This window comes from Chitinophaga qingshengii (assembly GCF_014529935.1).
In the GTDB taxonomy this organism is placed as follows: Bacteria; Bacteroidota; Bacteroidia; order Chitinophagales; family Chitinophagaceae; genus Chitinophaga; species Chitinophaga qingshengii.
Map to the genome: position 1 here is coordinate 1,946,766 of NZ_JACVFC010000001.1, position 21,465 is coordinate 1,968,230.

The 21,465-nt window shown below is 48.4% G+C and carries 20 protein-coding genes; 8 read left to right on the forward strand and 12 right to left on the reverse strand.

Features of this window, described 5'->3' with window-relative positions; all coding sequences use genetic code 11:
• The first annotated feature begins 1 nt into the window (after position 1).
• A complete protein-coding gene (locus ICL07_RS07365) occupies positions 2-664 on the forward strand; it encodes a Rossmann-fold NAD(P)-binding domain-containing protein (RefSeq protein WP_188087273.1) in 663 nt (220 codons plus the stop codon).
• 79 nt (positions 665-743) lie between these two features.
• Here the strand turns inward: ICL07_RS07365 and ICL07_RS07370 are convergent, their stop codons facing one another.
• The 7 genes from ICL07_RS07370 to ICL07_RS07400 form a co-directional block, all read right to left on the reverse strand.
• A complete protein-coding gene (locus ICL07_RS07370; protein WP_188087274.1) occupies positions 744-1,121 on the reverse strand; it encodes a hypothetical protein in 378 nt (125 codons plus the stop codon).
• 198 nt (positions 1,122-1,319) lie between these two features.
• Positions 1,320-1,754 carry a hypothetical protein gene (locus ICL07_RS07375; RefSeq protein WP_188087275.1) on the reverse strand — a complete coding sequence of 145 codons (435 nt, stop codon included), beginning with the start codon at positions 1,752-1,754 and terminating at the stop codon, positions 1,320-1,322.
• 228 nt (positions 1,755-1,982) lie between these two features.
• The gene (gene tssD, locus ICL07_RS07380) at positions 1,983-2,369 is read right to left on the reverse strand and encodes a type VI secretion system tube protein TssD (RefSeq protein WP_188087276.1); all 387 of its coding nucleotides are present in this window, start codon (positions 2,367-2,369) and stop codon (positions 1,983-1,985) included.
• A gap of 167 nt (positions 2,370-2,536) precedes the next feature.
• Positions 2,537-3,061, reverse strand: a complete 525-nt coding sequence (gene tssO / locus ICL07_RS07385; RefSeq protein ID WP_188087277.1) for a type VI secretion system TssO — start codon at positions 3,059-3,061, stop codon at positions 2,537-2,539.
• A 158-nt stretch (positions 3,062-3,219) separates the two neighbouring features.
• Positions 3,220-4,395 carry a hypothetical protein gene (locus tag ICL07_RS07390; protein WP_188087278.1) on the reverse strand — a complete coding sequence of 392 codons (1,176 nt, stop codon included), beginning with the start codon at positions 4,393-4,395 and terminating at the stop codon, positions 3,220-3,222.
• A 10-nt stretch (positions 4,396-4,405) separates the two neighbouring features.
• Positions 4,406-5,260 carry a TssN family type VI secretion system protein gene (locus ICL07_RS07395; protein WP_188087279.1) on the reverse strand — a complete coding sequence of 285 codons (855 nt, stop codon included), beginning with the start codon at positions 5,258-5,260 and terminating at the stop codon, positions 4,406-4,408.
• Positions 5,261-5,372: 112 nt separating this feature from the next.
• Positions 5,373-6,329 (reverse strand): hypothetical protein, encoded by a 957-nt coding sequence (locus ICL07_RS07400; RefSeq protein WP_188087280.1) that lies wholly within the window; start codon positions 6,327-6,329, stop codon positions 5,373-5,375.
• A gap of 210 nt (positions 6,330-6,539) precedes the next feature.
• On the opposite strand from ICL07_RS07400, the gene ICL07_RS07405 reads away from it, so the two are divergent.
• The 3 genes from ICL07_RS07405 to ICL07_RS07415 all read left to right on the forward strand — a co-directional run bounded on the left by ICL07_RS07405 (position 6,540) and on the right by ICL07_RS07415 (position 9,939).
• On the forward strand, positions 6,540-7,592 hold the full coding sequence (locus ICL07_RS07405; RefSeq protein ID WP_188087281.1) for a PKD domain-containing protein: 1,053 nt from the start codon (positions 6,540-6,542) through the stop codon (positions 7,590-7,592).
• Between the two features lie 9 nt (positions 7,593-7,601).
• Positions 7,602-8,033 carry a GPW/gp25 family protein gene (locus ICL07_RS07410; RefSeq protein ID WP_188087282.1) on the forward strand — a complete coding sequence of 144 codons (432 nt, stop codon included), beginning with the start codon at positions 7,602-7,604 and terminating at the stop codon, positions 8,031-8,033.
• 73 nt (positions 8,034-8,106) lie between these two features.
• Positions 8,107-9,939 carry a type VI secretion system baseplate subunit TssF gene (locus ICL07_RS07415; protein ID WP_188087283.1) on the forward strand — a complete coding sequence of 611 codons (1,833 nt, stop codon included), beginning with the start codon at positions 8,107-8,109 and terminating at the stop codon, positions 9,937-9,939.
• Here the strand turns inward: ICL07_RS07415 and ICL07_RS07420 are convergent.
• The 5 genes from ICL07_RS07420 to ICL07_RS07440 all read right to left on the reverse strand — a co-directional run bounded on the left by ICL07_RS07420 (position 9,849) and on the right by ICL07_RS07440 (position 16,410).
• Positions 9,849-10,973: a lytic transglycosylase domain-containing protein gene (locus ICL07_RS07420; RefSeq protein WP_188087284.1), complete on the reverse strand. Its 1,125-nt coding sequence runs from the start codon at positions 10,971-10,973 to the stop codon at positions 9,849-9,851. The two genes, ICL07_RS07415 and ICL07_RS07420, sit on opposite strands and share 91 nt — an antisense overlap.
• A 1-nt stretch (position 10,974) precedes the next feature.
• Positions 10,975-11,802 carry a hypothetical protein gene (locus ICL07_RS07425; RefSeq protein WP_188087285.1) on the reverse strand — a complete coding sequence of 276 codons (828 nt, stop codon included), beginning with the start codon at positions 11,800-11,802 and terminating at the stop codon, positions 10,975-10,977.
• A 206-nt stretch (positions 11,803-12,008) separates the two neighbouring features.
• Positions 12,009-13,388 (reverse strand): DUF5458 family protein, encoded by a 1,380-nt coding sequence (locus ICL07_RS07430; protein WP_188087286.1) that lies wholly within the window; start codon positions 13,386-13,388, stop codon positions 12,009-12,011.
• 40 nt (positions 13,389-13,428) lie between these two features.
• Positions 13,429-13,875: a hypothetical protein gene (locus tag ICL07_RS07435; RefSeq protein WP_188087287.1), complete on the reverse strand. Its 447-nt coding sequence runs from the start codon at positions 13,873-13,875 to the stop codon at positions 13,429-13,431.
• A gap of 81 nt (positions 13,876-13,956) precedes the next feature.
• Entirely contained in the window at positions 13,957-16,410 is a 2,454-nt protein-coding gene (locus ICL07_RS07440) for an AAA family ATPase (RefSeq protein ID WP_188087288.1), read from the reverse strand.
• A 675-nt stretch (positions 16,411-17,085) separates the two neighbouring features.
• Between ICL07_RS07440 and tssD (ICL07_RS07445) the strand changes: the two genes are divergently transcribed.
• The 4 genes from tssD (ICL07_RS07445) to ICL07_RS07460 are packed head-to-tail and all read left to right on the forward strand — an operon-like array spanning position 17,086 to position 21,458.
• Complete coding sequence (tssD, locus tag ICL07_RS07445; RefSeq protein ID WP_188087289.1) at positions 17,086-17,475, forward strand: type VI secretion system tube protein TssD; 390 nt, start codon at positions 17,086-17,088, stop codon at positions 17,473-17,475.
• A gap of 3 nt (positions 17,476-17,478) precedes the next feature.
• On the forward strand, positions 17,479-18,213 hold the full coding sequence (locus tag ICL07_RS07450) for a hypothetical protein (protein ID WP_188087290.1): 735 nt from the start codon (positions 17,479-17,481) through the stop codon (positions 18,211-18,213).
• A 51-nt stretch (positions 18,214-18,264) separates the two neighbouring features.
• Positions 18,265-20,073 carry a type VI secretion system Vgr family protein gene (locus ICL07_RS07455; protein WP_188087291.1) on the forward strand — a complete coding sequence of 603 codons (1,809 nt, stop codon included), beginning with the start codon at positions 18,265-18,267 and terminating at the stop codon, positions 20,071-20,073.
• A complete protein-coding gene (locus ICL07_RS07460; RefSeq protein WP_188087292.1) occupies positions 20,073-21,458 on the forward strand; it encodes a hypothetical protein in 1,386 nt (461 codons plus the stop codon). The genes ICL07_RS07455 and ICL07_RS07460 overlap by 1 nt, the downstream gene beginning before the upstream one ends.
• Positions 21,459-21,465 lie beyond the last annotated feature (7 nt).

The following is a 21,465-nucleotide window of genomic DNA, read 5'->3' on the forward strand; positions in this document are numbered from 1 at the left end:
TATGAAACTGAAAGTAATCATCACAGGCGCCACCGGTATGGTGGGCGAAGGCGTCATGCAGGAATGCATGGTTAATCCTGCCGTAGAAAAAATCCTGCTGATCAACAGAAAACCATCCGGTTTTTCGCATTCTAAGGTATCAGAAATCATTCATCACAACTTTAATGACATTACCCCTATCATCGATCAATTGAGGGGCTATGATGCCTGTTATTTTTGTTTGGGTGTTTCGTCCGTAGGGATGAAGGAAGATGCCTATCGCGCTGTCACCTATACGCTGACAATGAACTTCGCCGGCAGTTTGGCAGCAGTGAACCCCGGCATGACATTCTGTTATGTCTCCGGCGCCGGTACCGACAGCTCTGAAAAAGGCAGACAAATGTGGGCACGGGTAAAAGGGAAAACGGAAAACGACCTGACAAAACTGCCTTTTAAAGCCGTATATAATTTCAGGCCCGCTTTCATGAAAGCTACGCCGGGAGCCAAAAAACTAAAAACACTCTACAAAGCACTCGCTTTCCTGTATCCTTTACTCAAGGCTATTGCACCCAATTATGTGCTTACGCTGGAAGCAGTAGGAAAGGCCATGATCAACATCACACTGAAAGGTTATCCCAACCATACGATTGAAGTAAAAGATATCGCCGCACTGGCAAAAGGCTAGCATCAGCCGACACTTAACGAAAAAAGCAGCCGGTCAATATTACCGGCTGCTTTTTCATTACTACTATTATGCTGAAAACCTATCTCGTACAATCTGCTCCCCATACCTGGTTATTTCTCGTAAAGCCAATTACCAGCTTGTCTTTGTTGATCGTAATCATACCCGTTCCGGAGGAACCAATATTGACCATCGTATTATCATCTTTCTTTTCAAATTCAACGCCGGTAAGATCGGGAATACCATCAGAGAACCTGAAATCATAACGGGTACCTACCTTGGTAACAAAAACACTTCCATTGGCCTGATCAACATTTTTATCTCCATCATGATAAGTGATCTTTCCTTTAAAGGTACCGGCAAAAATATCCACATCAGCAGGATCAGTATTTTTGCTACAGGAGTTAAACAGCAAAATGGCCACCAGCAATACGCCCATAATTTTCAGGAATGACTTCATAATATCAGTTTTGGTTAACCGATATTTTGCAATCGTTATACCAGGCACTCAACCATACGCATAAACGATTGTTTATCCGTCAGTTATAACTATCTCGCCTGTATTGGCATGGTACTGCTTGCTGGGTAGCGCAATACACACATGGGCAAGCCTCGCCCCCAAATTGGCCTTGCATGTTTTTACCGTCCGTGACGATTTCTATATTTCAATCGGCGCAATATCCGGTTCCACCCAGGATTTCCGTGCCTCTACAGAAAACAACACAGCAGCACTATAATAATGCAACAGCCATTTCCTGTCACTATACCGTGAACGGATAAACGCATTACAAGCTGTTGTCAATGACTTATCTTCCTGTTGTTGCAGAAATTTTTCAGCCACCCAAATCCAGCAGCGGGTAATGGTTTCATGGTACCCACTATGATCTGTATTGGTACCTCCCACGGCTTCATTAAAACGGGTAATGTTTTTCCTGGCTTGTTCCAACGCTGCATCCCTTCCATAACGCAGGTTGTAGGCTATCGCCATTACCAGGTGAGCCTCATGGGTCCATGCCGCTTTGGGCAGCGTTCCTGCTTCAAACTGATGTAATAAATCCAGTATATCCTTTTCCGTTAGTAATGTATAAGTCATGGCGAAATATACGCAATTGCCTGATTCTTTTTTTTTGCCTTTAATCATATACATATATGATGGAATTCTTCCTCCATAGGAACCTGAATAACATCTTAGCCCACGGCTTCAACCGTGGGTTTCGCGCAATTCGCGTGATTCGTAACACCCACAACACCCGCCCCTAAAACAAAAAAGGGCTTCCTGCCGGAAGCCCCCTTCTGTTAATTCAATGATGTCTGGAGTTTATCAAACCCATTCATTAACATGTTTTGCGTTACCCATGCTAATTTCACGGGCAGAAATGCTAAAGGAGATTACCATTGGGTTTTTGTTTTCGTAGTCAAAAGACTCTTCAAACTTAACCAGGTAACCTTCTTTGAATTCCAATGTTTTTAATTTGGAATCAGTGTCTCTTTTGTAGAAAGTGATGGTACCGTCTTTTCTTTCGAAATTGTTTACCATCCACTCAAAGAGTTCTGTTTTACCAGTTGACTCTACGGTCATTCTGATGCGGCCGCCGCGAGTAATCGCTGAAGGGCGTCCTGTTGCATCTGTTTCCTGGCTGAGATCGTAGGAGACATGTTGAACATTGTAGTTCTCTCCATTTACTGTAAAGACTGCTTTGAAGGACATGTTGGGTTAAATTTTTAAGGTTACAATAAAGAAAAATACCTATTAAAAAGGAAAAAGTATGAGCTTCAAATATAAATCAATTTTTCCTTTCCGTCAACTGTCCTAACTATTTTTTTCAGCTGTTAACAAAAATTTTTTATGATGATGAAACAGTATATCCGCTTTCGTTAATGTGCCCTGCTGTTAATTAACAGCATCTGGCGGCAGTTATCAAGATCCCGGCTTTTGCTCTCCAGCTTCCCGGTGAGGTCCATGACCTGCTCTTTCAGCCCGGCAATATTTTGTTGTGCGTTCTGTAATTCACGCAGCTGTTGCTTGGTTTGCTGTAGTGACAGGCAGGCCTGCACGACGTTGTCATAAAGACCATAATGCGTTACTACATCTTTGGGGATGGAGTTCCGCATTTCCGCCAGGGAACCGGCGATTACCTGGTCCATATAGTTTGCATTCTGATTAGGGAGATTAATAGAGTCGAGGTTATGTTTTACCTTATCCAGTTTCTGCAGGAACTCTGCCTGAAACGCCTGCTCTTCCCGGAAAGCCGTCAACTCCTTGCGCAGTGCGGCATTTTCCCTGGAGGGCACTTGATAATTTAAAAAGATAGCCACCACAAACAGTGCGACGGTAGTCACAAAAAATAATAGGAACCATAGGAAGGAAGCCGTTCTCTCCTGCTTGTTTAATACTTGCATACGAATCTGAGCTTTAGCTGTTAATTGTTTTAAATAAATTCAATATGTTGAAATTGCCAGCCCCGGCTCCGGACACAGCTTCCGGCGAAAACCATCACTACCCGGTCATGGAAAAAAAACGCCAAAAGCCACCTGCCAAAAGCCGGCAATTATATTCATCAATCTGTAAAGAACCAGCGCTTGGTTTTATGTTTACGCAGGTATTCTGAATCTTCGGCAGATTCTTCTTTCACAAAAATATTGCTGTCCTGTTTGCGGCCGATGTAATCCAGTCTGCTGAGGCTTTCAAAGAGTTTATTCACCGCACGCACAAACGGAATCATCGGTTGCAGGCACTCCCGCACATCCAGATGTTTATAACGGATATTGGCGCAATTCACCATCAGGTTCTCCAGTTCACCCTGACGCAGTTCACACCACTCCGATAAGTAATTGAGCAATTCTTCCTTACCGGCGCCGGCACGCTGATCGATAGCGTTTTTCATGGTACGTGCCAGTCCGGCGATGATTTCCAGCATCTGCGCGGGCGACTGGTTCAGTCCCAGCCAACGGAACTGTGTGATACGCGTACCCAGGAACTGCACCATTTTCTCCGTGATATACAATACTACCAGCGCCAGGTCATTGTTCTGGTTACGGCCATAGATCTTCTGTACAATGTGCACACCATACAATTCCATCTGTCCGAGGAACTGGTCCAGTTCGTGATACAGGTCCACCAGGGCCGGATGCGCAGTAACAATACTGCAGGGCGGTATATAATCATCGTCCATTTGCGGGCGGCCATCCGTTACCGTTATTTTAGCCAGCACCGCCTGGTAACTGCCCAGCTGCCCTTGTGGCAACTGCGACGCAGGCAATACATACAAACTATATTCCGGCGTGGCATACGGCAGGCGCGGCGGATCTTCTTCCAGCAAAGGCTCCCCGCTGGGTTGCCGGTTAAATGGATTCACCTGTATCAGTACGTAATAGGTATTCTCTGTGTGCTCCGGTTCCCAGTGATAGGTCGTTTCCGGGAAAGTAGTGGCATAACGCAGCGAATGTACGGTATGCTCCGGTATTTCAATACGGGCGCCCCCAGGCGTTACGGCCCTGCACTCGGTAAGTTTAATGCGCCATTGATGCTGATTGTCTGTCACAAACCAGCAGCGCAAAGATTCTTTCTGTTCTGCTTTAGGGGGTAACAAACCATAATTAAGCGCATTCACACCACAGGCAAGAGCATCCCGGATCTGGTCCAGCAACGCATTTTCCGTGTCAATAAAATGCTGCTTCTTTATCTTCATCCCGTCCACCCAGTTCACGGGAAAATGTTTTAATGGCTCTGCCATAGTAATTCGTTTAGGATAACACAATTCTGTTGCAAATGATCACGCTGTTCTCTTTGATCCCGTTCATGAACACGGCCTTGGCAGGGTCCAGTGTTTTAGCGGAGCCAAACCACCGGGGCTTCAGATGAAACACCCAGCCATAGGCTTGCCCGTTATCATCCACAAAATCAATCGGTGTATGCGGGTATCGGTCATTATAGTCATTGATGAAGTGATAGAACAGGTCGCCCAGGTCCATTTTAATAGGCGTACGGGCCCTGAAATAGGTCCGGCTGCTATCACCCCTGCCCTTTTCCATTTCGAGGCCTATAACGATCAGATCGCGCATTTCGTCCTCGTTCACTTCCGGTACGTCTTTATACATCGGGTATTGCCACCACTTATGCACTTTCACCGGGATGGCCATCATCCGTTCAAAAGTTTTGTAGACAAAGGTGGGTAACACAAAAGAGAACATACTGGTCAGCATCGGATAATAAAGGAAGGCATCCTTGTCGAGAAAACGGTTTACGAGTACAAATGCGACACCACCAAATAACCAGATCGCTACAATAAAGGCCAGCTCAGATCCCAGCGTAGTTTCATTGGCCCAAAAACGGGTGTACATAAAGTGACAGTGTAATATACCCAGCCCCAGAAACCATACTTCATAAAAAAGATACTGGTCCATCAGGTTCTTGTGGGTAAATAGGAAAGGGATGGAACTGATCACGGCAAAAATCAGCGTCATACATGCTAAATACAACAGTGCCTTCTTTTTAAAAAGACTGAAATTTTTAATGTATCTGCTAAGTAAAGCCACTATGATAGATCCTATGGCCATCACGCCGGCCAACATCAAATAGAATTTAGCGGTGTATCTCATAGCTCTTCCGGTATGTCAGGTTTTTCTTTTTTTGGGTTTTTAACATAACAGCGTTTTTTAGCGCGTCAACAATGTTAACAAAAATAATTCCACATCAGCACAAAAAAAGCACCTACAGGAAAAAATTATATCCCATAAGCCCCTCCTGTACCTGCTGATCGGACAAGGTTTTCTTCTTATCAGCCGGATCCGGCAGCAGCACTGTCTCCACATCTATATCCGCCGGAAACAGATATCCATAGCAGGTTTCCAGCAGCCTTCCGTACGATTGCCAGGGCAGGTAGTCATATACCCGTTGCCGTTGCAGCGGACCAATGGTCACCGTTGCCCGGGGCATGTCTGTATAAAACACTTCCCCCATCATGCTGTCTACCCCCAGCCGCCACTCCCCCAGCGGCACACCGGTAGCCGTTCGTACAGCCTGCGGCGTATGGTCCACGCTGATCTCCACTTCCTGCTCCAATACCAGCTGCAGGCAAAGCCGGATCATCCGGTAGTTGCCCGAAATGCGGTGCATATAAGGCAGGAGCTTTACCAATCTGTTAGAAGCCGCTCCGGGTAAGCCCTCAGGCAAATCCCAGAATTGGCTGAACAACTGGTCCGCATCCTTACCAAACACATCAAACAACAGATGTTTCTCCCGCTGCTCCAGGAATACCCGTTGCAGGAAAAATTCATTCTCCAATGGCTGGAAAAAACGCCGTGCCTGTAACTCCTCCTGCTGCTGTCGCTTATAACGGGCCACCATATCCGCAGTACCACGTACCTTGCGCTGCTCGGAGAATTCGTGAAAAAGTCCCTCCGGCAACCGGTCATATATGCCATCCCGTGACAACGCCAACACTACATAAGGTTGATAAGGCTGACTGTCATCCAATTTTACATGAAGAATATCTTTATTAAATGAACGGGTAAACACATTCTGCAACTGCACTACTACCTCTTCTCTGCGTACATGATTGTCCAGCAGCTCGCCCACTACCACTTCCGCCCTTACATCGTAAGGGAAGTCCGCAACGTGTGTTATAACATCTTCCAGTACCGCAGCCTTCTGGGCGTTGTTTACCATGAGGTTCTTTATTTTAGGTTTTTCGGGTCGCCGTCGTTAGCATAACTATCTAATCTCAACTGTTCTATGGTTATCCGGGCTAACTATCTGCCCCAAAAATAATATATTGCATTTATATGTGGCTCAAATTTTGAAAAAAGAAAAAACGCTTTTGCCAACATAGGCAAATTATCCAAAAAAACAGTAAAATTGTAAAAACCTGAAAAACCGATGGCCCCCCGCAAACCCGAAAATGAACACAAGGTAAACTCATTCAGACCCTTTGGTAAAATTGCCAGTCATGTTGACCCCATGGTACTGTGGACTTTCTTTGGATTATTCCTCATCAGCGCCGTACTGCTTGCATTTCAGCTGGATACACGCGAAGACTGCACCACTACCGACATTGTACTTAGTAACAAACAACATACTTCCGGCAAAGCCTACACGGTAGGTGAAGTCATTACCTTCAATGCCGATAATAAAGATAAAGACAGAAAGAATTTCTCCTGGGAGTTCGGCGACTCCTCTGCCCGCCAAACCGGCGCCCAGGTATACCACGCTTTCAACAAACCGGGTAGTTACATGGTAACCCTCGTTTCCGGTAAATGCGCCTGGAACAAGGAGATCATTATCATCGCTGCACCGGCAGGACCAGTAGCATCTCACCCGGACGTATTCCCCATCATCGATGGCCCCAGTGAAGTATTTGCCGGCAGAGCGGTAACCTTCACCAACAAAACACCGGGCGCCCACAGCTGGACCTGGCGCCTCCTGCAGGATAACGCTGAAGCACACTCGCAATCAGCGGTAACCTACACCTTCTCCTCCCCGGGAGAACGCACCCTGTCCCTCATCGTGAATGGCGATACAGCCCATATGGTGCTGAAACGGATCACGGTATTCCCGGCCAGGCCCATCGTCAGCGATCCCGTGCCTGATCCCGGATTCCAGCCGCCGCCACCACCGCCACCTGTTGAACCGGAAAAACCGAAAGGCCCCACAGCCCCGGCTGTAGCCGATGATGAATTCCTGTTCATGCTGTCCCAGGTGACCACCAAACAGAAAAGCGCAGGCGACTTCTCCAAATACCTGTGTGACAACCTGTCGGCACGCGTACTGCTCAACGATAAGGAGACAGACAATTTTGCGCACTTCTGCTCACGCATATACGGTAAAAAGAAATTCAAAATAGAAAAGGTAAACCTGATCAAAGACGCCAACGGATGTGTGAAAGAAATCAGGATCATGTACGACCGCAAAAAAGTATTGGGCATTTTTTAAACGATTCCCATGAAAGGAAAATATTATAAGCTACCGATGGACTTCTCCCAGCTGCTGCAAAAAAAAGACGTGCCGGCTGTTACCCTGGAAGAATCCGTAGCACAACATATTCACCTGCTGATCACTACCGTACTGGGGGAAAATAAAGACGACCCCCAGTATGGCTGTCAGTGGTGGGACAGTGATTTTGATATCAAAGCCTCCAACAACGAGGTAAAGGAACAGGTGGAAAATGCCGTTAAAATGTCCGTAGTCAAATACGAAAAACGACTGTCACAAATCCGCGTGGTAGCCGCCGTCAACCAGGAAGAACTGATGCTGGCGCCCGCCCGTAAGATGAAAAAAAAGATAAGGGTAACCGTTTCGGGCACACTGGCCAAAAACAATAACCCCTTCCAATACACCAGCTATTTCTACATCAGCCCGCTGTCTTACGATTAATAGTTATTTAACAAACACTCAAAAATCTTCGCGCCTTTGCGCTCCTTAGCGCCTTTGCGAGAACCCGAAATACATGAAAGAGAAAAAGGAAAGGATAAAAGACCGTATGCTGAAAACCGCTGCCCGCCTCTGGGGATACCCCGATGCGGAAGTGGAAACCTCTTTTGACCCCATCGTACAACTGCTGCTGGAAGCCTGCGCCAGCGAACTGGAGAAAATATCCGGCGAAGTGGACGTGTCTCACGCCCGCCTGGTGGAAAGACTGGCCCAGATCATGATGCCGGAACCCATCACCAGCGCACAACCAGCCTTCGGTATTCTCCACGCTATGTCTACTGAAACTTCGGCAGACATACAGGCCGATCATCAGTTTTATCATCATACCAAAACCGGGCACAACAGCCAGGACCTGTTCTTCTCACCGGTAACTACACACCGCCTCTTTAAAGGGCATATACAATACCTGTGCATTGGCAGTAAACTATACGAAACACGCGATAACTGGTTCAAGGAACAGATCCTGCAAGGCAATAGCCTGCCGGATGTAGCACCCAACCACCTGTGGCTGGGCCTCTCCTTTGAAGACGCCAGCCTCAGCTATGAAGGCATGTCGTTTTTCTTCGACCTGCGCAATATCCACCAGCAGGAAATGTTTTACCACTACCTGCCACTGGCGCGTTTTTTTATCAATGACGTGGAAGTACCGGTGAAATCCGGCTATCACCATAGCCGTCCTGCCGATGAAGAAGAAATAGAAAGAATGGTGGAAGTAGCGGTAGATAACAATGCCCGCTATAGCCAGCATATCCTGCAACGTTTTCGCAAACACTTCCTCACCATCGCGGATACCAGCACCCATAAAATCAACAACGCAGCCCCCCCGGAAGTATTTACCCACATCTTCGGCCGTGAAACAGAAAAGCTGCAGAAGGAAATACAATGGATACGCATCGAATTCCCGGAAGCGCTGCATCATACCCTGCTGGAGGATCTGTATTGCAGCATCAACTGCTTTCCGGTCATCAACAAAAAAAATAACGAACAGTCACTGAAACTGAACCGTTATCTCAATATCATCCCGTTACAAACTCCGGATATTTTCTTCGATATCAAAAGAGTATACGACCTGGAAGGAACCGACTACTACGTCCGCAACTTCACTACCGCCGGCCAGATGCAGGAAGGGGAACTGGTGGTACGCAGCAGCGGCATCGGCCGCTTCGATACCCGCGAAGCAAAAGAAGTGATTGCCTATCTCATGGAGGTAATCCGGGATGAAAGCTCCCTGTTCGAAGAAGTGAAAAACGATTACGTAACGAACCGCATGCGGGAACTGCATCAACTGATCGCTTCCCTGGAAGAACAGCTGCAACCCGGTTCCAACAAAGGCAACATTCCCTATGTGATGGTAAAGCCCAAAGAGAATGCGGCTTATATCTTCATTGAATTTTATTCTACCAACGGTACCGCTGCCAACAATATCCGTATGGGCAGCAAACTACTGGAATACGGCAGCATACAAACCAAACCTGGCAGCATTACCCTGCTGACCAACACGCAGGGCGGTAAAGGCCGGCTGAACATTGATGAAAAAATCAATCTCTATCGCTCACACCTGTTGTCTCACAACCGGGTAGTTACACCGGAAGATATCAAAGCATTGTGCCGTATCATCTATGGGAAAGAGTTAAAAACAGCGGCGGTTAACAAAGGCGTGAGCCTGCAGCCGGGCGGCAATGCGGGTTACGTAAGAACCATGGACATTAAGCTGCAACTGGTACGACCCCTTGCGCAATATCCATCTGCCAACCTGCATTATCTCAAAGAGGAATTACTGCTCCAGCTGGAAGAAAAATCTGCCAATACATTCCCGTTCCGGGTATTCGTCAACGATGTACTGATGTGAGATTCGATACTCAGCAATTTTACTTCGCCGCCGGTCTTTAACAAATCGAGCGGCACTCCTTTTTTACCATCGGTAGCGCAAAGGATAACGGTATTGCCAAAACCCAGATCCACATAAACACGGTTACTCACAATCCATCCTTTGCCGGATAAACTGGCATTGCGGCCAACATACACGCCATTCGCCTGCATATTGTCCAGCATATGAATATTCACCAGCTCGCCATCCCGGAAGGAGGCGTTGTTTTGCAGACGGGCAGTATATACGTTGGTAGATTGTTTGGGCAGCGCTTTTTTACCGACCGTGATACGGATCGTATTAAAATCCTGAAGATTCCCGGGAGAAGGTGTTTGCGGATTCGCAAATACGGAACCTTTGCTTTCCCTTTTGGCGAATACGTTGTAGCCAAAGCCGGGCAGGTATAATTCAGGGCTTTCAAACAGCTGTTTGATGGCGATGATTTTATAGATATACTGGGCCGTTTCATTATTCAGCATCAGCTGATAATAATCGCGGCTGCCCTGCCGCCGTATATTTTTGGAGATGTTACCGGCGCCGCAGTTATAAGCAGCTGCGGCCAGCGTCCAGGACTGCAGCTGATCGTGCAGCATCCGTATCAGTTTGCAGGCGGCATGGGTGGCTTTGATCAGGTGATTACGCTCATCGTAGTCGCCCGCAACCGTGAGGCCCAGCTCCGCGGCAGTTCCCGGCATAATCTGCCATACGCCCTGCGCTCCTACAGGAGAAGTAGCGTTGGTGAGCCCACTCTCTACAATAGGCAGGTATTTAAAATCCAGCGGTACCTGGTACTGTTGCAGAATAGGCTCTATGACCGGGAAATACATTTCCGCTTTAGACCGGAGCGCCGGCAGGTATCCCTGGTAACGAAGATTTCTTTTGATCACATCCATCAGCCGGAAGGATACGAAGTCCCGCTCCATAGGCACCACTTCACCGCAGAAATCAACCTGCTGCGCTATTACGGGGCTTGTGAAGAGACAAACAAATAACCCTATCAGATACCAGCGTCTCATGTTATTTTGTCAGCATATACTTCGGCAATGTACTGGCGGGCACATACAATACAAGTTGGGGCTTGTTTTCAGTCGGTTCCAGTACGATGATGATTTCATCATCTTTTTTGAATACCCTGGACGGCACCACAAAAACTTCCTGTGCTTCGCCATGTGCATCAATAGTCGCAGGGCCTTTCTTATACAGCAATGGCATCGTATGCAGTACGGCCGTATCTTTTTTCTCCTTGTGTATCAGGGTAGCTTTGACGAACTCGTACGGATCTTTGTTTTTATTGCGGATATGAAAGCAGAAGTAGTTGAGTGAACTAAGGGTCATGGCTTTGGCATAACCGAGGCTCACGCCGTCTACTTTCACTTCATAGTTGTGATTGACTTTACTGTCTTTTTTGAAAGATTCCGCCAGATCACTCACGGTAACGGTGTCCACCCCAACCAGCGGCGCACTGTCATCTTCCTCCGGTAGCCGGAAGGTGTTCTGGGGCTTGTTCCCCGAATCCTTGTCACCATGCCGGTTCTCTGGGACACCTGCTATGGCTGCCGGTTTTTTAGATAACACGTACCGCAGTTTGGCGAGATCTGCATTCTCCCGGAACGTCAGGATCATGTAGTGGATATTATCGCCTTCGCGGACAATCAGGTTGGTCGGTTTGGGTGCCGCGCTGACGGCTCTTACAACGGCCATGTTACCATCCACGATCCGATAATCGTAATCTGCGTTTTTTCCGTCACCGATCTGGAACGTTGTGATAGGTGATCCACTGGTAATAAGGGTAGAAGCTCCTCTTTTAGTCAGCACCGTATCGGTTCTGCCGACTTGCTGTGCCATGACTGAGGGGGCCGTTCCAATTAACAAACAAATTAAAATACTGCGCACGGATTTCATTGTATTTACGCTTAACAGTTGAGTTGGCTTTCAGGTTGTTTCACTCACCTGAAAAACAACCATAATAAAAATTAAATCGCGCCTGGCTGGCCACCGTTGTGCTGCTTCATCAGCTGTTCAACGATGACCATATATGGCGGTATCTGAAACTATTTGTCCTGTTCATAGGTGGTATCCCAATCTGTCGCATCATCTCCTTTCTGTCCTTCCATTTTGATGAGGAAGTTCTTAGCCGGGAAATAAGGCTTCAGGTGGATATCCAGGTGGATACGGTCTTTCTGAACAGGGTCCTGTTCAAAACGGCGTATATTAAAATCTTCAATCAGTTTATCCGGACCGGTGATACCATCGAGGAAACGAATGATTTGTTTCATGAGGTCCTTACGGGTATTGGCGTTGAAGTTTTCAAAAGCCCGGCGGTTGAGGAAATCCATCAGCACTTTGGTCACGAAGTCGAACACCCTTACTACAGAGTAGGTTTGCAGGCCGAGGTTGTCGCCGTTGAACAATGTTTTGGCGCTGAAGGCCATTACTTTACCGTATTCCTTTACCATGGGTACCAGTCCCATTTTTTCGAGGCTGGCGATTTCGCTTTTCTTCAGTTCAAAACGAACACCGTCTACTTCGTTCATGCCACCGAATTTTTTACCGGCTGTTACCTGCGACATGAGGGTTTTGTAGATTTTACCGGCGAGTGCACCCGAAGGTGGTATGTAGAGGTTATCCTCTTCTCCTACCTCATCAAATTTGCCGCGGCCTACGAGCCAGTTGCAGGACATGATCACGTTGGAGCGATGTATTTCGCCGCCGGTGAGGTTAGCCAGTTCAAACATCTCCATCACGTCGTCCGGAGCGTCGAGGTGAGCGAAGTCGGTCACCAGCATGGCTTTGTTTTCATGTGCTATTTTGGCCCATTTCTCCAGTACCTTGTTGGAACCGAGGTATCCCGGAATAACCAGCAGGCTGTAGTTGGTGCGCAGATCGAGGCGGTCGTAATTGGCCACCAGTTCTTCGCGGATAGCGTCGATAAAGCGGGTATTATCGAGGTCTTTCAGTTGCTCGAGTTCTACGTTGATGAAAGAGATATTTTTCACCTTGTCGGACTCTGTATTTTTGAAGAACAGGGCTACGTTGCGGTAGGCTTGTTCCAGTTCGCGGGTGGATTCCACTGCTTCGCCGAGATTCTTGTTCAGCACCTGTTCTGCCTCAGCGGCGTTTTCATTGCAGAAGTCTACCATCTCAGGCAGTTCTGTTGCTTCGGAGAGTACTTTTTCCCAGAGGGACAGTGTTTTCCGTAGTTTATCCCTTTCCGATTTTTTGCCGGCTTCCGTAAGGAAGATATTACGGCGGGCCTTACGGTCGGGATTCAGGTTTTGAGCGCCTTCCACGGCTGCTTCAATCAGGTCGAATCCGCCGTATTTAGCCAGCGTATCAATATTTTGGGCGAGGTTAACTTCTGGTTTGGCGGAAGACTGTTGTCCTGCATTTTGCAGGTCTTGCAGTTCCTCGTTTTTCTGTAATTCTGCCATAAGAAATGATATTATGTTCCGGGATAGGGGAACTGTTTAACTATTTTGTGTTCAGGTCTTTCAGCATGCTGCGTATAGCGCCCAGCATAGCTTGTCTTGCGTCCGGATCTGCGAGAGCCTGTTTCAGTATTTTGTTGGTCTTCAGGTTTTTCATGATTTTCAGGTATTGCTCTTTCTCTGTGGCGAGGTCGTTGAGGAAAGCGCTTTGTTCAGTGATACCCTTCACACCAAAATCGCCCAGGTGGTGGAACTGCAGTTTTTCCGGCACCGGGCGGCCTTCTGCGTCGTGAAAGCTCACGTTTACGCTGGGCTTGAAGTGTTCAAAAACATTTTCCACGGAAGTAAGCCCTTCCACGATTTCAGGCTTTACAGGTGCTTGCTGGGTGAGTTTTTCAGCAAACAGTGTACGGTTATGCGATATTTCCGCAATGGCTTCATTGGCGTCCAGTTTGACTTCTGTGCCACCAATTCCGTAGTTGTCATTCATAACAAAACAATTTTGAGATTTTCCAATTAGTAAAGGAGCCGGGTTATCGGTACCCTGTCCCTTTTTATTGTTTGAGGTTTTTTACTTGTTAACAGACCAATCCAACTGGTCTTCTTTCAGGTCGAGCACCACGGACATATCCTTCGCCAGGCTCCCGTCGATGATCATGCGGGACAGCGGTTTACGGAGCTGACCACGGATCACCTCCCGCAGCGGGCGGGCGCCGTAACGGGGCGAATAGCCCATCATGGCGAGGTGTTGCCGGGCTGCCGGTGTAACCGTCAGCGTGATTTCCTGCTGTTGCAGCAGTTGCAGGAGATGTTGCAGATGGATATCGAATATCTTCTCTACATTTTCCTGCCGGATAGGTCCGAAAGGAACGATCTCTGTGAGCCTGCCCAGGAATTCCGGCCTGAAATGACGGGCCATCAGTTCCATCAGCTGTTGTGATGGCGGGATCACACCCTGTTCAAAAGAAGACGCAATGGCGTCGCTACCGATGTTGGAGGTAAAGAGCACCAAAGCATTGGAGAAGTCTCCGGTTTTTCCTAATCTGTCGTGTAATTTCCCCTCATCCATGATCTGTAAAAAGATATCAAATACAGAAGGATGGGCTTTTTCTATCTCGTCGAATAATACTACTGCGTAGGGTTGTTGCCGTATTTTGTTGACCAGCAGGCCGCCTTCCTCATATCCCACATATCCCGGAGGCGCGCCATACAACAGGGCGGCTGCATGTTCTTCCTTAAACTCCGACATATCGAAGCGGATCATACAGCGCTCATCCTGGAACAAGAAGTCTGCCAGAGATTTGGCCAGTTCCGTTTTACCGGTACCGGTAGGTCCCAGGAAGAAGAAGGAACCAATCGGTTGTCCGGGCCTGCTGAGGCCGGAACGGGACTCCAGGATGGCGTCCGATACGGCTTTGAGGGCATGGTCCTGCCCTACTACTCTCTTGCGCAGGTGCAGGTCCATCGCCACCAGGCGTTCTCTTTCCTGTGACTGGATCTTACCCAGCGGAATGCCGGTCATTCCCGCAATCATGGTAGCCAGATCAACGGGCGTAACAGCTTTATGTTCAGCAGATACCACGACTGTCAGCTGGTCCAGCAGTTGTTGCAGGGCGTCGAGCAACGCGTTGGTATCTGTCATTTTTGTCAATGCGGAATCTATCTGCAATTTACCGGCAAGCAGTGCGCCCAGCCTGTCAGTCAGTTGCCTGTAAAACCAATGCAGGTCTTCACTTTGTAAGTGCTCCTTACCACGCAGCGTTTCCAGCTCTGCCCGGAGGGAGGCCAGCAATGGCGCGCCGGTATCCTGCGTAGCGCGGATAGCGGCCATGGTACGGTCCAGCAGGTTGATAGCGCTGTCCGGCAGGCAACGTTCCTTCAGGTAACGCCGGGAGAGGCGGATAGCTTCTTTGATAGCTTCGGGCGGTACCTGCAGCTGATAGAAACTTTCATACACGGGTACCACGGCTGTCATCATACGTACTGCCTGTGTTTCGTCCGGCTCTGCCAGGGTAACGGTTTCAAAACGATGCCGCAGGATAGCGTCCGGCTCAATGAGTTTACGGAAACCTTCCGGGGTGGTGGTACCGATCAGGATGATCTCGCCTTTACCCAGGGAGGCTTTAATAACGTTGGCCATACCGCCGCCGGATTGTTTATCGAGCAGGGTATGGAGGTTGTCTATAAAGAGTATATGCCTGCCCGTTTGTTTGAGCTGCTGGATGATCTGCAGGAGCCTGTCCTCCAGTTCATTTTTATAGGCAGCTCCGGCTATAAAGGCGCCGTAATCGAGCGCATATATATCGGACTGTTGCAATTGCAGGGGTACCTGTTTCTGAGCGATGGCATGGGCCAGTCCTTCCACCAGGGAAGTTTTACCAACCCCGCCTTCCCCAATGATGAGCACACTGGCGCGGTCTTTACGGGTAAGCACTTCCGTGAGCGCCCGGATATCGCCGTCCCTTCCTATCACCGGGTGATAGGTCTGTAACAGCTGCGGGTCGGTCATGCGGTACACATACTTCAGCGAGGCGGGCTTAATAGTGGCTGCGGTCGTTTTGCCGTTGGCGTTGTCCGGCCGGCTGCGGCCCTGTTCGCTGGCGGCTATCAGTTGCTCACGGGTAAAGGGGAACGATTTCAGCTGTTCGTAGGAGAAACCTACGCCGGGGGTACATAAAGCTATCAGCAGAGACCAGGCATCTGTTTCAGATTTATCCGCTTCCTGTGCTATATTGATGGCTTCCTGCAATACGGTAGCAGCGGCATCATCGGCCTCCGCTTCGTCTACGGTGCGGGATGTACGGGGTAGCTCGTCCAGTCTTACTTCCGCCCACTCTTCCAGGTAATATACATCTATGTTCATCTGATGCAATACCGGCGCAAGCCCCACCTCCTTATGCATGGCTGCACGAAGCAGGTGCGCAGGGGAATACTGCACATGATGATGATCTTTGGCTATTGCTTGGGCAATCCGGATGGCGGACTGCAGTTCAACGCTGAATATGGTCAATGTTGAAAGGGTCATTTGGATGATTCAAGGTTTTTCTAAAAAAGTTAACAATTACAACAACGCTGCTGCTTAACAAAAGCAGTTGGGTAAAGATACTGCGAAAACATTTACATAAAATTCTATCTGCAAGAAAATCTCACCGGAGGCTAATATTAAACTTTTCAAACACATTTACTGCAGGGGTAACGTCTATCCGCACACGGATTTCACAACCATCAAAACACAACACCAGCAAATATCTAAGTAAATCTACCGCAATTTTATCTCATTAAAAATAAAAATTATTTTAAACATAAAAATAATACATAAATTTTTTATCAGATAAAAAAATAAGCAGGGTACATAATATTATAATAGGATTCCACCCTATAAAACCCGGTAGTACGCCATACCAAAACAACCTTCCGGACATCAACATACCAAAATCCCAAAATGTCAAAATATTGGTTATTTTCGTATCAGCCTTTATTGAAAAGAGAACCTTAAAACACCAATAAACAAGAGACCATGAGAAAGACCTTTTGCCCGGAAATCCGTGTCATTACCTACTTTCACAGGGATCACAACATTCACACATTATAACGGAAACGATCACAACGATCATATAAACATCATATATCACCGTCATACCTTTGCCTAACTGCGTATAGTCATAGGTGGCCGGATTGTTAACACAAAAAAGGATTTTTTATGTCTTTTAAGGCAGAACTGATTATTGGCGGCAGAACAGCCAATGTACTGGAATGCAACTACGGCTTTTCACAGGGAACCGACGCTATCGGCAAACCCAGCACCATGCCCCGTGGTGGTACAATCTCCCTCGTACTGGAATCGGCCCGCGACACCGACCTGGTCCAATGGATGATATCACCGGAAGAAAAACGGGATGGTACCATCATCTTCAAACGCAGAGACCACGACTCCAGTCTGCGTACGGTGGAATTCACAGAAGGTATCTGTGTACAATTCCACGAAAGTTATCATCACTCCGGTGCCAGCCCCATGATCACCCATATCGTGATCTCCGCCCGGGAACTTAAAATCGGCAGCGTCGCCTTTAAAAGAAAATGGGAGGACTAGGCCATGGAGCATATCCCCGAAAATATCAAGGTGGCGGCCCGCTTTATCCTGATGGCATTACAACGTACGCTGACGGATATCCGTATGCATGAAGCGCCCGAAGGACGCAACCAGCGGAAGCCTCCGGCAAACAACCCTGCCGGTACCAGGTTCACCTCCCTCACAACACAGCTTCACCAGGGCCTCTCCACGATGGCGCTTCACCTGCCCGTGGTATTGTATAACGCCGGCCTGACAAAAACCGTGATCCCCGCTTCCCACCTCTGCTGCCAGCTGCAAAACAACCTGCTGGAGGTACAGGTACAGGATGTAGGTACTTTTGTGCTCGATATACAACGGAGCAACATGGTCACCTTTACGCGGCCCGGCCTGCCAGCCGCCAAAACGACAGATATCCTTTCCCGTTACCAGCGCTATACTTTGGCAGACTTCAGCAACCTGGTCAACCGTGATTTCAGCTACGGGAAAGATAAAGCAGCCGATGCGATACAAAAGAAACCTAACAAATTCCAAAAAGCATTGGCGGCTGTTAACCACAAACAATTTAATCACTTCAGCAAGGCACAGGAGATACACAAAGGGCTGCCCGCCAGCTACACCAGCCACTTTGACGATAACCCCAGGGATGCTTCCGGGCAACCTTCCAGATATTTTATATACATGCATACGGAAGATATCAATGGTGGTGATATCGATTTTAAAAACACCGGCGTGATAAAGATTAATCCGAAGGATTGATCCTTTTCACACAGGCATTTCCTTGACAAAAAAATTCTAAACCTGAATATTATGGGTGACGATAAATTTCTGAATAAGTCAACAATAGGTATTGAAGGCTACCCCGGGCCAGTAGAGTTTAAAAATGTAACCCTGGAACAAGCCGTTGGCAGCCATCACTATTTTAGTTTCCTGTGGCGGCCCGGCAGCCTGAGCAGCAGCCTCTCCTACCAGCAGGGAATCATTGAAAAATATATCGGTAAAGGCATCTCCATCAGCTTCGATAGTTTCCGCTTCAAAGGGCTCATCACCAGTATGGCTGTCATCGAAGAAGATGGCGCGGCTATCGGCTTCCAGGTATCAGGCGTTAGTCCTACTATCCTGCTGGACGATGTGCCGCAGAGCACCTCTTTTTATCAGCAATCCCTGCAAACAGTCATCCAGGGCGCCCTGCAGGATGCCGGCTCCGGCCTGTTGAAAACACAGGTGGTACCGGCGCATAAAGGCACGCTCCCCTATTGTGTGCAATACAACGAAACCGATTTCGATTTTATCGCCCGGCTGGCTGCCCGTTACGGCGAATGGATGTATTACGATGGCAACGCCCTCGTGATCGGAGAACCGCAGAAAGACGAAGTAAAACTCACCAAAAATGTGACCCTCCATCAGTTGAAAACCGTGGCCGCAGTAACGCCACAACGTATCAACTATGTATCATACGATATGATGAAAGCCTCTCCCCTGAGCGAAAAATCGCAAAAGGCGGAAGCGGGTTCCCATCCGCTGATGAACCTGTCGTCCAGCGCATCGGATGACCTGTACAGCTCCTCTTCCCAGAAACAAACGTTTGTGCATCACGGTTATACCCAGGACCAACTGAAACAGGTGAAGGAAGTACAAACAAAAGTGAATGCCGCCGCCTTCGTACGGGTAAGCGGTATCAGCGAACTGCCGGTGATGCCCGGTCAGCGTATCAGCATTGCCAGCGATACTAACCAGAGCGCCTATACGGTGATTTCTGCCACACACTATGCAGATACGCCCGGTAACTACCACTGCTCTTTTACAGCTATTCCGGCAGATGTAAAAGTTCCTCCGTACAGCAATCCCCACCTGGTACCGAAAGCCGATATGCAAAGCGCCATCGTGAAGGATAACAACGACCCGGAAAAGCTGGGCCGGGTAAGGGTGCAGTTTTTCTGGCAGCAACAAAATGATATGAGCCCCTGGGTACGCCAGGCTTCACCCGCCGCCGGCGGCGGTACCGGCTTCCACTTCGTACCGGAGGTAGGGGAAGAAGTGGTGATCGGCTTTGAAGGCGGCAACGCGGAAATGCCGGTGGTACTGGGCAGCAAATTCAACGGTAAATCCAAAAGCGGTTACGGCGATGCACAGAACAATATGAAAGCCATCAAAACCCGCAGCGGTAACCTGATACAGCTCGATGATAATTCCGGTAGTGTTACCGTGACCGACAAAAACGGCAGTACCATGATCATGGACGGTTCCGGTAATATCACGGTACAATCACAAACGCTGGTCACGGTTAAAACGGATGACAAAATAGTGGTGGACGCTCCTAACCAGATAGAATTCCTCTCCAAGGAAATTCACCTGAAAGGCACCAAAAAAGTGGTGATCGGTGAAGGCCCCGCACAAATCACGATAGACAACGTAGAAAATAAAATCACCACCGGCGCCGACAAACTGGAAACCTCGGCCGTCACCCTGCATGAGCTGAAAAGCAAGGCGAATATGAGGGTAGAAACCAAACACCACTTCACGGATGTTGAAACACATGCTATTAAAAGCATGAACTTTCAATTAGATGGGAAAACCGTTACCGACATCAAAGGTGGTACTGTAAATTTAAACTGCTGATGAATCAACATAATCCGATAGCGCTGGAGGTCAATAAAATACAGGCCTACTGGCGTAAGGCGGTCCACAACAACGAACAACTGCGACTGATCCGCCTGATGATATTACCGGAAGAAGCCAGGCTTTATGAAGGGTTTCTGAAACTGGAATCATCTCCCCATGGCCAACTGGAAGAGGTATTTGTCACTCACCTGACGTCTTTTGAAGGAGAAGACACCTTCAGTGCGGCGATCATCAAAGACTGGCTGACGACTTACGACAACAGCACCGCCCTGCTGCAGGACCTGGAAGCGCAAAACAGCGCTTTGTCCTGGGACCCGGCGCCTTTCCGGCAACTATCTGCCTCACCGGATAAACAACTGCTGCAACTGCTGCAATCTTTTCAGGCGGCGCTGCCACATCAGCCGCGAACGTTAGTACTGGCGCTGCTCCCCCGGCAGGTGAGCGATACGCGCAGTTTTACCCGCTGGCTCACCAAACTGCTGAAACTGGGCGTTCCTACCGGTGTTCGCATCACCGTGATAGACCACGTAGGAAAAGATTACCTGCTGATCAATGACCGGCCTTTTCCCGGGCAAATACTGTCGTTTCATGTGCCGCTGCAACTGGCGGAAGCCATTCAACGCCTCGCTACCAGCGGCAATCCCAACGATCCGGAAATCAGTTACCGCAAATGCCTGTTTGAAATGGGCAATGCAGCGAAAGATAAAGACATTAAAAGATTGCACTACTGGGGAGAACGTATGCTGGAATCGGCGCAACGCAGTGGTAACAAAGGACTCTTTGCCACGGCTCACCTCTCCTATGCAGGTATGTTGTTTAATTTTAAGAGAGATCCCAAATTGCCGTCCCTGCTGGATAAAGCCACCCGTATTTCCAAACAGGGCATGCAACAGGACGATAAGGCCTGCCTGCCCCTGCTGATACAGTCATACGGTTACCAGGGCGCCTATGCGCAGATACGCCGTAATTATATGACTGCCATCGAATGGTTCCTGCAACAGGCAGCGCTGGCAGAACAACACCAGTATCTGCCGCAGGCGATCACTTCCTGGTTCCAGGTGGTAGAACTCAGTCGTCGCAAGGATAGCAGCCGTTATCATACCTTCCTGGAACAAGCCTATAAATGCGGGCTTCCCATGACAGACGATGAAATCTCCTCTTCCGCCTATGCTTTCCTCGCAGCCGATTACTACGATTACGCCTATACGAATAAACAGGTTAGCCTCACCAGCGAGATAGACGAGCGGCTGGGTCGCGTTTTTGGCAAAGACTGGAAAGCGGAAGTGGATAAAATGAAAAAGTCTAAAATGAAAACGCTGATGCCTCCGCAGCTAAGTGAGGAGGAAGAAGAAGAAACGGAAGAAGAAACAAGCAAACAATAAACTGCTC

What these genes read in the sequence shown, in the direction of transcription:
- ICL07_RS07365 (WP_188087273.1), top strand. Translation starts at nt 2, where the DNA reads ATGAAACTGAAAGTAATCATCACAGGCGCCACCGGTATGGTGGGCGAA.
- ICL07_RS07370 (WP_188087274.1), bottom strand. Translation starts at nt 1,121, where the DNA reads ATGAAGTCATTCCTGAAAATTATGGGCGTATTGCTGGTGGCCATTTTG.
- ICL07_RS07375 (WP_188087275.1), bottom strand. Translation starts at nt 1,754, where the DNA reads ATGACTTATACATTACTAACGGAAAAGGATATACTGGATTTATTACAT.
- tssD (WP_188087276.1), bottom strand. Translation starts at nt 2,369, where the DNA reads ATGTCCTTCAAAGCAGTCTTTACAGTAAATGGAGAGAACTACAATGTT.
- tssO (WP_188087277.1), bottom strand. Translation starts at nt 3,061, where the DNA reads ATGCAAGTATTAAACAAGCAGGAGAGAACGGCTTCCTTCCTATGGTTC.
- ICL07_RS07390 (WP_188087278.1), bottom strand. Translation starts at nt 4,395, where the DNA reads ATGGCAGAGCCATTAAAACATTTTCCCGTGAACTGGGTGGACGGGATG.
- ICL07_RS07395 (WP_188087279.1), bottom strand. Translation starts at nt 5,260, where the DNA reads ATGAGATACACCGCTAAATTCTATTTGATGTTGGCCGGCGTGATGGCC.
- ICL07_RS07400 (WP_188087280.1), bottom strand. Translation starts at nt 6,329, where the DNA reads ATGGTAAACAACGCCCAGAAGGCTGCGGTACTGGAAGATGTTATAACA.
- ICL07_RS07405 (WP_188087281.1), top strand. Translation starts at nt 6,540, where the DNA reads ATGGCCCCCCGCAAACCCGAAAATGAACACAAGGTAAACTCATTCAGA.
- ICL07_RS07410 (WP_188087282.1), top strand. Translation starts at nt 7,602, where the DNA reads ATGAAAGGAAAATATTATAAGCTACCGATGGACTTCTCCCAGCTGCTG.
- ICL07_RS07415 (WP_188087283.1), top strand. Translation starts at nt 8,107, where the DNA reads ATGAAAGAGAAAAAGGAAAGGATAAAAGACCGTATGCTGAAAACCGCT.
- ICL07_RS07420 (WP_188087284.1), bottom strand. Translation starts at nt 10,973, where the DNA reads ATGAGACGCTGGTATCTGATAGGGTTATTTGTTTGTCTCTTCACAAGC.
- ICL07_RS07425 (WP_188087285.1), bottom strand. Translation starts at nt 11,802, where the DNA reads ATGGCACAGCAAGTCGGCAGAACCGATACGGTGCTGACTAAAAGAGGA.
- ICL07_RS07430 (WP_188087286.1), bottom strand. Translation starts at nt 13,388, where the DNA reads ATGGCAGAATTACAGAAAAACGAGGAACTGCAAGACCTGCAAAATGCA.
- ICL07_RS07435 (WP_188087287.1), bottom strand. Translation starts at nt 13,875, where the DNA reads ATGAATGACAACTACGGAATTGGTGGCACAGAAGTCAAACTGGACGCC.
- ICL07_RS07440 (WP_188087288.1), bottom strand. Translation starts at nt 16,410, where the DNA reads ATGACCCTTTCAACATTGACCATATTCAGCGTTGAACTGCAGTCCGCC.
- tssD (WP_188087289.1), top strand. Translation starts at nt 17,086, where the DNA reads ATGTCTTTTAAGGCAGAACTGATTATTGGCGGCAGAACAGCCAATGTA.
- ICL07_RS07450 (WP_188087290.1), top strand. Translation starts at nt 17,479, where the DNA reads ATGGAGCATATCCCCGAAAATATCAAGGTGGCGGCCCGCTTTATCCTG.
- ICL07_RS07455 (WP_188087291.1), top strand. Translation starts at nt 18,265, where the DNA reads ATGGGTGACGATAAATTTCTGAATAAGTCAACAATAGGTATTGAAGGC.
- ICL07_RS07460 (WP_188087292.1), top strand. Translation starts at nt 20,073, where the DNA reads ATGAATCAACATAATCCGATAGCGCTGGAGGTCAATAAAATACAGGCC.